The sequence below is a fragment of the Novosphingobium sp. B1 genome, from assembly GCF_900176395.1.
GTDB lineage: Bacteria > Pseudomonadota > Alphaproteobacteria > Sphingomonadales > Sphingomonadaceae > Novosphingobium.
Genome location: NZ_FWXL01000002.1, coordinates 310,111 through 322,237 on the forward strand (window position 1 = coordinate 310,111; position 12,127 = coordinate 322,237).

The following is a 12,127-nucleotide window of genomic DNA, read 5'->3' on the forward strand; positions in this document are numbered from 1 at the left end:
TCCGGCCGCCAGTCCTACCAAGAAAAAAGGCCGGGCGATCATCCCGCCCGGCCATCCGTGATCAGAAGTTCAGGCTGGCCCGAACCCCGCCGTAGCGGCGGAAATCACGAGGGAGAATTGTTGCCGTGGCGATGTTGCTGCCGCCGCCCCAGACGCCCGAGTTGTTGATCAGGGTGGGGTAGTACTGCACGTCGAACAGGTTGTTGACGAATGCCGCCACTTCCCACTTGCGGCTCTCGTCACGCGCGCCGACCGAAAGGTTCACGATCGTGAATTCCTTCTGGAAGGTCTGCGGATCGCGGGCCACGTAGAACACGCTGCCGGTGTACTGCACGTTCGCCTGGATCAGGCCGCGGATGTTCTCGGTCAGCGAAGGCGTCACTTCGCCGGTCACGTTGAACTTCAGCTTCGGTGCCTGGACGGCGCGCTCGCCGGTCAGGTTCTGGAAGGCCGGGGACTTCGTGCGGTCGCAACCCTGTGCTGCCGACTGGTTCGGGAAGCAGGGCGACGAAGGGAAGCTGATGTACTTGGTATCGAGGATCGCGATCGACGAATTCAGGTTGAACACGTCGCTCGGCCGGAAGCCCGCATCGATTTCCACGCCCTTCGTGCCCAGCTTGCCGACGTTGGTCAGACGGAAGTTGGTGGTCAGGTCGGGCAGCACTTCCACAGCCTGCGCCTGCAGGTTCTTGTAGGTCGTGTCGAAGTAGGTGACGTTGAAGGTCAGCTTGCGATCGAAGAGCTGGGTGCGCAGGCCGAATTCGATGTCGCGCGAGGTTTCGGGCTTGATCGGGCCGGCATTGGCGCGGTTCGCGTTGAAACCGGTGGTGAGGTCATAGGTCTGACCCTTGTAACCGGTCGAATAGGTCACGAATGCGTTGACCGTCGGCGTGAATTCATAGCGCAGGCTGGCGCGATAGGTCGCCGCGGTGTCCGTGGCATTGCCGGCGAACTGCGCGTTGCCGTTCTGGATATCCTTGAAGGTGTAGCCGATCCGCTCGTTCTGGATGCGCGCACCACCGGTCAGGGTCGCCTGCGGCATGAACTGCCAGTCACCCTGCACGAAGGCCGCGATCTGGCTCGACTTCGATGTGGCGAACCAGTTGGCCAGCGAGAATGCCGGGCCGCGATAGAACGGTCGCTCGAAGTCGACATTCGCGTAATAGGCGCCGACCGTGTAGCGGAAGGGCTTCGAACCGTCTGAAAGGAGACGCAGTTCCTGGGTGAACAGGTTCGAACGGAACGTGCCCGTCTGGATGTTGTTTTCCGAAGCGAGGCTCGACGATGTTTCGTCGGAGTCGAAGTAGTCGTTCAGCTCGAAGCTGTCGTACGACGTGATCGACACCAGGGTGTGGTCACCCAGCGTGAATTCGCCGCGCAGGTTGCCGCCGCCACCTTCATAATCGGTGCGCGCGTTGTAGTTGTTGCTGACGTTGGTATTTTCCGGCCCCGGCGTGACGCCCGGCATCACCACCGTTGCAGACTGGCCGGTGCCACGGAAACGCAGGCCCGGAGTCATGCGGATGTAGGGGCGGCCGACCGTCGTGTTGCCCGTCATGTAATTGAGCGACAGCGTCAGGCTGGCATCAGCCGACGGTTCCCAACGCAGCTTGGTGCGCACGCTGCCGGATTCCCGACCGTTGACCTTCTTGCCGTTGAAAAGGTTGCGCGTATTGCCGTCCCACTGCGAATAGGCACCCGAAACGACGAAGCCGAGCGTATCGCTGATCGGGCCCGAAACGCTGAAATTCGCGCCATATTCGCTGTCGGTGGTTCCCGTTGCGTTGACGCGGATCTTCAGTTCGTCGGTCGGGTTGCGGGTGATCAGGTTGATCAGGCCGGCCGAGGCGGCCTTGCCATAAAGCGTCGACTGCGGACCGCGCAGCACTTCGATGCGCTCGATATCAGGCAGGTCGCTGAACGCGCGAGCCTGGAAGGCCAGGGGAACTTCGTCGACCAGAACCGCAACGCTCGGCTCGACGCCGATACCGAAGGCGAACGTGCCCACGCCGCGCAGCGAGACGTTGGCGTTGACGGGGTGTTCGGCCGGACGAATGGTCAGCGAGGGCGAAATTTTGCCGAGGTCGCCAAAATCACGGACGCCTGCAGCGGCAAGCTGGGTCGGGCCGACGACAGACACGGCCAGCGGCACGTTCTGCACGTTTTCCGCGCGCTTCTGGGCGGTGACAATGATCTCGCCCGTGTCTGCCGGAGCAGCAGCTTCATCGGCAGCGGTCTGGGCACATGCCGCCTGGGCTCCAAAGGCGATGGCCATGGCCATGGCGCTGACACCCAACGAATTACGGAAGCACTTCATGAAATCCCCTCCTCCTCGGCGGCCTGTTAGCCACCACATACGAGGGTCTATTACCAAATGGCCTAGCCAGATGCAAGACTGGTTTTACAGATATCCATGCCTATTGGTCAGATGCCTGCATGAAACGGCCAAACTGCCGAATATGCTGGAAATTCTAACTACGAACGATTTCACATCGGCAGCCAGCGCGCGAGACAGCGCCGAGCATTGGTCATACCAGAAGGTGTCGGAATTTATCAGGTCATGGTCGCGCGACGGATCGCTGCCTGCCACTCGCTGGTGAGACGGGAGCGCTGTTCGGGCTCCATCGCCGGCGTGAAGCGGGTCAGGCCCTCGTCCGCAGCGGCCCCATCAAGTACGTCTGGCCACCCCCCGCAGCGGTGCCCCGCAAGCATGGCCGCGCCCAGCGCGGTCGTTTCCAGATTGACGGGACGCTCGACGGGAATGTCGAGCAAATCGGCAAGGAACTGGCAGAACCAGTCGTTGGCCGCCATCCCGCCATCCACGCGCAATGACGAAAGCGGCCCTGCACCGTCTTCCGCCATGGCCGCCACCAGGTCCGCCGTCTGGAATGCCACGGATTCCAGGGCCGCCCGCGCAATGTGCGCTGCACTTGAATCGAAGGTGAGGCCGGCAAGCATGCCGCGCGCCTCGGTGCACCAGTGGGGCGCGCCAAGCCCGACGAAGGCCGGCACCATGTACACGCCGCCATTATCGGGCAGCCGCGCTGCCATCTCCTGCGTCTGCCGCGCCTCGACGATGATGCCCAGCCCGTCGCGCAGCCACTTGATCGCCGCCCCTGCCACGAACAGCGACCCCTCGACGGCATAGTGCGTCACGCCATCGATGCGATAGGCAATGGTGCTCAGCATCCGGCTGCGCGAGCGCGCCACGGTCGTGCCGGTGTTGAGCAGCATGAAGCCGCCCGTGCCGTAGGTGATCTTGGCCTGGCCTTGCGCAAAGCAGGACTGCCCGACCAGAGCCGCCTGCTGATCCCCTGCCACGCCGCAGATCGGAATGCTGCCGCCGAGCAGGTTGGTGGTGCCGAAATCGTCCGCGCTGGCGCAGACTTCGGGCAGAAGCGCGGCGGGCACGCGGAACAGCTTGCACAGGTCGGGGCACCAGCGCTGCTCGACGATATCGAACAGCAGCGTCCGGCTGGCATTGGTCACGTCGGTCTTGTGGCTGCGGCCTTCGGTCAGCCGCCACAGCAGGAACGTGTCGATCGTGCCGACGGCAAGTTCGCCGTTCTCCGCACGCTCGCGCGCGCCGGGAATGGCGTCGAGAAGCCATGCGATCTTCGTCGCCGAGAAATAGGGATCGAGCAGAAGGCCGGTCTTCTCGTGCACGAACGGCTGGTGCCCCTGCCCCTGCAGCCCGGCGCAGATGTCGGCCGTGCGCCGGTCCTGCCAGACGATGGCATTGTGCAGGACTTCACCGGTGGCGCGATCCCACAGCACCACGGTCTCGCGCTGGTTGGTGATGCCGATGGCGGCGATATCCTGCGCGGTCAGGCCAGCCTTGGCCATTGCGTCGCGCGCGCTCTGCAGGGTGTCGCGCCAGATTTCCTCGGGGTCATGCTCCACCCAGCCATCGGCCGGATAGTGCTGCGCGAATTCCCGCTGCGCGCTTGCCACCACGCGCCGCGCCCCATCGAACACCAGCGCGCGCGTCGAAGTCGTGCCCTGGTCGATCGCCAGTACGAGGTCACCCATTTCCGTTACTCCCACAATCTTTTCCGGCGCAATCGCGTCAGGCGTTAGCCTTGAACCAGAACGCCAGCTTATCCGCCACCTCGGGTGCCGCCGTCAGGCCAAGCTTGCTGCGCCGCCACAGCACGTCCTCGGCACTGCGCGCCCACTCCCAGGTTTGCAGATAGCGCACCTCCGCCTCGGTCAGGCCATTGCCGAAATCACTGCCGAGGTCCTGCCAGCCTTGTGCATTGCCAAGGATCATGGCGATGCGCGTGCCATAGGCGTGCGCCATCCGCTCCATGGTCGCGGCCGGAACGAACGGCCAGCGCTCGCGTGCCTGTGCCAGAAATGCCGCAAAGCCCCCGGCCCCCAGATCGCCACCGGGAAGCGGCGCCGAATCGGTCCAGGCGCCGCTCGCGCCGGCCATCCACGGCTTGAGATCGTCGAGTGCATGCTCGGCAAGGCGCCGGTACGTCGTCAGCTTGCCGCCGAACACGCTCAACACCTGCGGGCCTTCCGACCGCCCGAGCTTGAGCACATAGTCACGCGTCACTGCCTTGGCGTCCTCCTGCCCGTCATCGAACAGCGGGCGCACGCCCGAATAGGTCCAGACCACATCGCCGGGCGTTATCTGCCGCTCGAAATAGCTGTTGGAGGCGGCACAGAGATACTCGATCTCCTCGGCACTGATCTTGGGCCGCGCGCGCTCCTGTTCGTCCACGGCAACATCGGTCGTGCCCACCAGGGTGAACTGGCCTTCGTAGGGAATGGTGAAGACGATGCGGCCGTCTTCCTGCTGCAGGATGAAGGCATGGTCGCCCGGGTAGATCTGCGGCACCACGATATGGCTGCCCTTGACCAGCTTGATCGCGCCATCGCGCTTTGCCCCGGCGAGCGAGCCCAGCATGCTAGCCACCCATGGCCCGGCAGCATTGACGATCGTGCGCGCGCGCACCGTGCAGGGCGCAGCTATGGCGGGAGCGGGTGCGTGGACATTGGGCTCGAGCGTCACCGCCCAGGCGTCGCCCTGCTGCTCCGCCCCGGTCACCGCTGTGCCGGTCAGGATCGTTGCGCCACGCTGTGCCGCATCGATGGCATTGAGGACGACAAGGCGGGCATCATCGACCCAGGCGTCGGAATAGACGAATCCCTTGGCAAGGCCGGGCTTTAGTCCCTTCCCCCAGCGCGGGTCGCGCAGGTTCACGCCGTGCGATTTGGGCAGGCTGTGCCGTCCGGCGATATGATCGTAGAGGAACAGGCCGATCCGGATCATCCACCCCGGACGCCCGCCCTTGGGTTGCGGCAGCACGAAGCGCAGTGGCCAACTGATCTGCGGCGCTATCCGGATCAGCCGCTCGCGCTCCTGCAGCGATTCCCGCACAAGGCGGAACTCGTAGTATTCGAGATAGCGCAGGCCGCCGTGGATCAGCTTGGTGCTGGCCGACGAGGTGTGCGCGGCCAGATCGTCGCGTTCGACCAGCAGTACGCGCAGGCCCCGGCCCGTCGCATCGCGGGCGATGCCCACGCCATTGATGCCGCCACCGATCACCAGCAGGTCATAGACCTGGCCCGGGTCGAACGCGGGGTAGGACACTGTCATTGAACTAGCTCCGAATTGCATGCAGCTGGCGCCGGGATTGTGCTTGCGCAGCCTTTTGCACAGACCGGGTCCCTGACCCAAGCCCTCACTTTTCTTTCGTGAACGCGCCGCCCCTTATGCCGTAGCTTTGGCGTATCGTTCGCGTTTGGCTTGAGTGGCTCTTCGTGCTTCGGCGAGGAGGCGTTCTTCGGTGGCGAAGAGGAGGCCGTCGAGCACGGCGGAGAGGTGGGCGCGCATGGCGGCGCGGGCGGCGTTGGGATCGCGCGCGCGCAGGGCATCGAGGATGGCGGTATGCTCCTCGACCACCGGCTTGATGTTGGCGTGGCGCGCCTTCTCGTGCAGCAGTGCGGCCTCGGGCGAGGTCCCGCGCAGGTCCCACAGCTGCGCCACGGTGTTGTAGACCGCAACGTTGCGGGTGGCGCGGGCGATGGCGAGGTGGAACGCACGGTCGGCGCTCTCGGTGCCGTTGGCGCTGCGGTTCTCCTCGGCGATCTGCTGGACGAGGTCCTCGATCTCGGCAAGGTCCTCGTCGGTCATCTGCGTGGCTGCCAGCGCCGCCGCCTCGCCCTCGAACAGCAGCCGCGCCTCGGTCAGCTCGAACGCGGTCACGTTGAAGCCGGGGCGGTCGTTCTCGCCCGGCAGGCGCTTCACATAGGCGCCCGAGCCAACCTTCACCTCGACCAGCCCCTGCACTTCCAGCGCAATGATCGCCTCGCGCACCGTCGGCCGGCTGACCTCGTAGCGCAGCGCCAGATCGCGCTCGGCCGGAAGGCGGCTGCCGACCGGATAGCGCCCGCCAGCCAGTTCATCGAGCAGCGAGCGGGCGAGATCCTGATAGAGCCGGTCGTGGGACTTGCCAGTTGCCATATCAACTTTCTGGTAATACCAATTCAGGGAACTTGACAGACCGAAACTGGTCCGTCAATCGGTATTACCACAAGCCGCCTGTCCTTAGCGAGTGCAACTCCCATGAAAATCACCGCCGCCCGCGTCATCGTCACCTGCCCGGGCCGCAACTTCGTGACGCTCAGGATCGAAACCGACCAGGGCGTCTACGGCATCGGCGATGGCACCTTGAACGGGCGCGAGCTTTCGGTCGTCGCCTATCTTGAAGAGCACGTCATCCCCTGCCTCATCGGCATGGACCCGCGCCGCATCGAGGACATCTGGCAGTATCTCTATCGCGGCGCCTACTGGCGCCGGGGCCCGGTCACCATGCGCGCGATCGCCGCGGTCGACATGGCGCTGTGGGACATCAAGGGCAAGATGGCCGGCATGCCGGTCTACCAGTTGCTCGGCGGCCGCAGCCGTGACGGCGTGATGGTCTATGGCCATGCCAATGGCTCGGACATTGCCGAGACGGTGGAGGCCGTCGGCCACTACATCGACATGGGCTACAAGGCGATCCGCGCCCAGACCGGCGTGCCCGGCATCAAGGATGCCTATGGCGTGGGCCGCGGCAAGCTCTACTACGAACCGGCCGATGCCGCGCTGCCCTCGGTCACCGGCTGGGATACGAGGCTGGCGCTGAACTATGTGCCGAAGATGTTCGAGGAGCTGCGCAAGACCTACGGCTTCGACCATCACCTGCTGCACGATGGCCACCACCGCTACACCCCGCAGGAAGCGGCCAACCTCGGCAAGATGCTCGAGCCCTACCAGCTGTTCTGGCTGGAGGACTGCACGCCGTCAGAGAACCAGGAAGCCTTCAAGGTCGTGCGCCAGCACACAGTGACCCCGCTGGCCGTGGGCGAGATCTTCAACACCATCTGGGATGCCAAGGATCTCATCCAGAACCAGCTGATCGACTACATCCGCGCGACCGTCGTAGGCGCCGGCGGCCTTACCCACCTGCGCCGCATCGCCGACCTTGCCAGCCTCTACCAGATCCGCACCGGCTGCCACGGCGCCACCGACCTCTCGCCCGTCACCATGGGCTGTGCGCTCCACTTCGATACCTGGGTCCCCAACTTCGGCATCCAGGAATACATGCGCCACACCCCCGAAACCGACGAGGTCTTCCCCCACGACTACCACTTCGAAAAGGGCGAACTCTTCATCGGCGACACCCCAGGACACGGCGTCGACATCGACGAAAAGCTCGCCGCCAAATACCCTTACAAACCCGCATACCTCCCAGTCGCAAGACTCCAGGATGGAACCATGTGGAACTGGTGAGACAACAACAAAACCGGTGAGGATACGATGAAGAAGGCATTTCTTGCGGCGACCGCACTCGTCGCCCTGACCGGGGCGGCGTCCGTTCCCGCCCCCTCGCTCCAGCTTGGCAGCCTCGCGAAAGTCGGCACCGTCAGCGATCGTTACCAGTCCTACAACATTGAGATGGTCGAGGTTACCGGCGGCCGCTTCTGGGCGCCCTATGGCGGCCCGGCCGACGAACGCTATCGCCAACGCCCGCCGATTGACCTCACCGACCCGACGCTTGTCGCACTCGCCAAGGCGCTCGGCCCCAGCCTCGTGCGCGTCAGCGGCACCTGGGCCAACAACACCTACCTCGAAGCCGAGGGCGAACACCTCTCTGCCCCGCCAACGGGCTTCGTTCAGGTGCTGACGCGCGAGCAGTGGAAGAACGTGGTCGCCTTCTCGAAGGCGGTCGACGCGCCCATCGTCACCAGCTTTGCCGTCAGCAACGGCACGCGCGATGCCAACGGCACGTGGACGCCCGCGCAGGCGCAACGCCTGGTCGATCTGACGCGCACGGCGGGCGGCACGCTCTACGCCGCCGAGTTCTTCAACGAAGCCAACATGCCCAGTGCCGCGCCGCAGATGCCCAAGGGCTATACCGCCGCCAACTACGGCGCTGAATTCCGCCTGTTCCGCGACTGGGCGCGCAAGGCCGTGCCCGACATGAAGATCCTCGGCGTCGGCGGTGTGGGTGAGGCAGGTCTGCTCAAGGACGTGCCGGTGCCTGCCGAGATGGGCGCGCATGTCAGCAGCGAAGACATGATGAAGGCCAACCCCGGCAGCGTCGATGCTGTATCCTACCACTTCTACGGCAGCGTGTCGCAGCGCTGTGCGGGCCTTGGCATCGGCACCGCCCAGAAGCAGGACGCGCTGAGCGCCCAGTGGCTCGACATGACCGTGCGCGACTATCGCTATTACGCGGCGCTGCGCGACAGGTTCGAACCCGGAAAGCCGATGTGGAACACCGAAACCGCGCAGGCCGCGTGCGGTGGCAGCCCATGGGCCTCGACCTTCCTCGATACCTTCCGCTATCTCAACCAGAACGCCGCGCTGGCGCAGCAGGGCCTTCAGGTAGTCATGCACAACACGCTTGCCGCCAGCGACTATGCCCTGATCGATCGCGATACCATGACCCCGCGCCCCAACTACTGGGCCGCGGTGCTGTGGAAGCGCACGATGGGCAGCACCGTGCTGGCCTCGCCCGCCTCACCCTCCCCTGCCCTGCGCCTCTACGCCCAGTGCCTGCCCGGCACGCGCGGCGGCGTAACCGTCATGGCGCTGAACACCGGCGAGGCCGCGCAAGGCATCGACCTTGGCGGCAAGGGCACCGGCTGGACGATGACCGGCCAGCCGCTCGACACACGCAGCGTGCTCATCAATGGCAAGGCCCCGGCTCTCTCGGCGGACAACAAGCTGACCGGCCTTGATGGCGTCGCCGTCAACGGCAAGGTCACCCTGCCCGGCCACGCCATCGCCTTCTACGCCATGCCCGGCGCCGCCAACCCGGCCTGCCGCTGATGCGCGCAGTCCTTGTCGGCGAGGCGATGCTCGAGCTGTCGCAGGAAGGCGGCCTCTGGCGCCTCGCCTATGGCGGCGACACGTTGAACACCGCGATCCACCTCGCCCGCAGCGGGGTGGACACGGCCTATCTCACCGCGCTCGGCACCGATCCCTTCAGCGAGGACTTGCGCTCGCGCTGGACGGCGGAAGGCCTTGATACCGCGCTGGTCCTCGCCAACCCCTCCCGCAACCCCGGGCTCTACGCGATCACGTGCGACGATCTGGGCGAGCGCAGCTTTACCTACTGGCGCGGCGAAAGCGCCGCGCGGGCGCTGTTCGATTGCGCCGGGATCGAGCCCGCGCTGGCCCATGCGGAGAGCGCAGACCTGCTTGCCTTCTCGCTGATCTCGCTGGCAATCCTGCCGCAAAGCGGGAGGGATGCACTGCTGGCGCTTGCCCGCAAGGTGCGCGCAAATGGCGGCACGGTCGCCTTCGACGGCAACTACCGCCCCCGTCTCTGGCCCGATCACGCCACCGCCAGCGCCGCGCGCGATGCCGCGATTGCCGTCGCCAGCATCGGCCTGCCCACGCTCGAGGACGAGACCATGCTCTCGGGCGAGATCGATGCCGCCGCAGTCGCCGCCCACTGGCAGGGCCTGGGCTGCAGCGAAACCATCGTGAAGCTTGGCGCCGAAGGCTGCCGCCTGCCAGACGGCCAGATCATCCCCCCCGCCGAAGTCTTGCGCCCGGTGGACACCAGCGGCGCAGGCGATGCCTTCAACGCGGGTTACCTCGGCGCGCGGCTGCGTGGCGAAGCACCAGCACAGGCCGCAATCGCGGGCCACGCGCTGGCGGGCTGGACCATCATGCGCCGGGGCGCGATACCGCCGGGGATTCTCAGAGCGGGTGAACGCGCCCGCCATGATGTGAACGTCAGCTAGCCGCCGCTTTTTGCTGAAAGCTGCCTTTCCGGACACGACGCCATTGCTGCCGTTGGCTTCCGAAAGCTAAGTAAGGTCAATGGAAATCCCTGACAACCTACTGCCACAGGAAATCCTTTCGCGGGCTACCCTACGTGGGAAGGAATATGCTTGGCGATTGGAAGATATTCCGAAGGTGATCGCAGCGGCGAGAAATTGTAATCTCGCCAGTGTCGGAGGCCAGCTTCAATTTCGGTTCCCGGAAGGAGGCACCTGCGAATGCTACTGGATAGAGGTGGACACCCACCAATGGCTGTCTTCTGATTTGTCTTGGGCGGAGCGAGTTGCACTCACTTCAGAAACAGCACTCGCCGAATTTCAGAAACTTCAATCCAAGTGGGACTTCATTTCAGAAGGTCGCTCGGCCTTCGGCGAGCAGTTCGAAAAATGGGAAGTGGCGGGTGGCGATCCTGCTGAAGCAATGTGCTTCGTCTGGTATGTCGCCACCCAAGCTGAAGTGGCGCAATGGAGCTAGCCATCGGTGGCAGCTCCCCACCCCATTCCAGCCGTTCACTGCCCTCCCGGCAATGGACAATAACGGTCTTCTCGCGAGCGCCTGAAACTCTCCAAGCCGCCTAGGTTCTCGCCCTAAGCAGGCTCCACAGCACCACTGCCGCGAGCAGGTCCAGCCCCGCCAGCGCCACGAACAGCGGGTTGTAGCCGAACACATCAGCGCTCTGCCCGATCAGCAGCGTGAACAGCATGCCGCCGATCCATGCCGAGGTCCCCGCCATGCCGCTCGCCGTGCCAACGGTCCGGCTGTCGAACACATCGGCGCACAGGGTGATCAACGCACCGTTCAGAAGCTGGTGGGCAAAGCCGCCGATGCAGAACAGGGCAATCGCCATCTCGGGCGAAGTGGCAAGGCCGATGCAGGCAGGCCCCACCATGCACAGCGCCCCCATTGTCATCGTGATCTTGCGCGATGACAGCATGGAGGAGCCCCGCTTCATCAGCCATGGCGGCAGCAGGCCCGCCGCCAGGCTACCGAAGTCGGCAGCGAGGAACGGCAGCCACGCCCACAGCGCGATGGACTTGAGATCGAGCTTCCACACCGCGACGAGATAGAGCGGGATGAAGAAGTTGAAGGTCTGCCACGCCGGTTCGGCCAGGAAGCGTGGCACTGCAATCGCCCAGAACGAACGGCTGCGCAGGACTTGCGCCTTGGTGGCGGGCTTGGTCGCATCAGGCTGGTTCATTGCGACGATTGCGTCGCGCTCCGCCTGCGACAGGCGCGGGTGCTCGGCCGGATCGCGATAGGCCACCCACCACATGCCCGCCCAGACGAGGCTGAGCGCGCCGGTCACGATGAACGCCGCCTGCCAGTTCCACGCAAGGATGCAGAATGCCACCAGCGGCGGCGCGATCATGTTGCCAACGCTCGTGCCCATCTGGAACAGGCTGGTGGCCAGAGGCTTTTCCTTGGCCGGAAACCACTGTGCCACGGTCTTGGTGCCCGCCGGGATTGCTGCGGCTTCCGAAGCGCCGAGCAAGGAGCGGAAGAAGGCAAGGCTCATCCACCCGGTCGAAAAGGCATGGGCCATGTTGCTCAATGCCCAGCCTACCGCGAACAGGAAGAAGCCGATCCGCGTGCCCAGCGCATCGAGCACGGCCCCCGCCACGGTCTGCATCACCGTATAGCTCGCCTGGAAGGCCAGCACGACCCAGCTGTACTGCTCGGTCGTCATCGCGAACTCGGTCTTGAGCGTGGGTGCAGCCACCGACAGCGTCGAGCGCGCAAGATAGTTGAGGATCGTGCCGAGCGTGATCAGCGCGATGATCCACCAGCGCAGCGGAAGCTTCCTGAGCATCGTTTGGGTCCGTTGCCTTT

9 protein-coding genes are annotated in these 12,127 nt (G+C 64.9%); 4 read left to right on the plus strand and 5 right to left on the minus strand.

Annotation, left to right across the window (positions count from 1 at the left end):
- Positions 1-61: 61 nt before the first annotated feature.
- From B9A23_RS04930 to B9A23_RS04945, 4 genes are all read right to left on the minus strand, one after another.
- Positions 62-2,317 carry a TonB-dependent receptor gene (locus tag B9A23_RS04930; RefSeq protein ID WP_254894995.1) on the minus strand — a complete coding sequence of 752 codons (2,256 nt, stop codon included), beginning with the start codon at positions 2,315-2,317 and terminating at the stop codon, positions 62-64.
- A gap of 236 nt (positions 2,318-2,553) precedes the next feature.
- Positions 2,554-4,032 carry a glycerol kinase GlpK gene (gene glpK / locus B9A23_RS04935; RefSeq protein ID WP_084277729.1) on the minus strand — a complete coding sequence of 493 codons (1,479 nt, stop codon included), beginning with the start codon at positions 4,030-4,032 and terminating at the stop codon, positions 2,554-2,556.
- A 37-nt stretch (positions 4,033-4,069) separates the two neighbouring features.
- Complete coding sequence (gene glpD / locus B9A23_RS04940; protein WP_084277730.1) at positions 4,070-5,611, minus strand: glycerol-3-phosphate dehydrogenase; 1,542 nt, start codon at positions 5,609-5,611, stop codon at positions 4,070-4,072.
- 114 nt (positions 5,612-5,725) lie between these two features.
- Positions 5,726-6,478, minus strand: coding sequence for a FadR/GntR family transcriptional regulator (locus tag B9A23_RS04945; protein ID WP_084277722.1), 753 nt, complete (start codon positions 6,476-6,478; stop codon positions 5,726-5,728).
- Between the two features lie 102 nt (positions 6,479-6,580).
- Here B9A23_RS04945 and manD point away from each other — a divergent pair, with 102 nt between their 5' ends.
- The 4 genes from manD to B9A23_RS04965 all read left to right on the plus strand — a co-directional run bounded on the left by manD (position 6,581) and on the right by B9A23_RS04965 (position 10,771).
- Positions 6,581-7,789 carry a D-mannonate dehydratase ManD gene (manD, locus tag B9A23_RS04950; protein ID WP_084277731.1) on the plus strand — a complete coding sequence of 403 codons (1,209 nt, stop codon included), beginning with the start codon at positions 6,581-6,583 and terminating at the stop codon, positions 7,787-7,789.
- A gap of 27 nt (positions 7,790-7,816) precedes the next feature.
- On the plus strand, positions 7,817-9,334 hold the full coding sequence (locus B9A23_RS04955) for a hypothetical protein (RefSeq protein ID WP_084277732.1): 1,518 nt from the start codon (positions 7,817-7,819) through the stop codon (positions 9,332-9,334).
- Positions 9,334-10,257 carry a sugar kinase gene (locus B9A23_RS04960; RefSeq protein ID WP_084277733.1) on the plus strand — a complete coding sequence of 308 codons (924 nt, stop codon included), beginning with the start codon at positions 9,334-9,336 and terminating at the stop codon, positions 10,255-10,257. Before B9A23_RS04955 ends, B9A23_RS04960 begins: the two co-directional genes overlap by 1 nt.
- 79 nt (positions 10,258-10,336) lie before the next feature.
- Complete coding sequence (locus B9A23_RS04965; protein WP_084277734.1) at positions 10,337-10,771, plus strand: hypothetical protein; 435 nt, start codon at positions 10,337-10,339, stop codon at positions 10,769-10,771.
- 100 nt (positions 10,772-10,871) lie between these two features.
- Here the strand turns inward: B9A23_RS04965 and B9A23_RS04970 are convergent, their stop codons facing one another.
- Positions 10,872-12,107, minus strand: coding sequence for an MFS transporter (locus tag B9A23_RS04970; protein ID WP_084277735.1), 1,236 nt, complete (start codon positions 12,105-12,107; stop codon positions 10,872-10,874).
- Between the last annotated feature and the right edge of the window lie 20 nt (positions 12,108-12,127).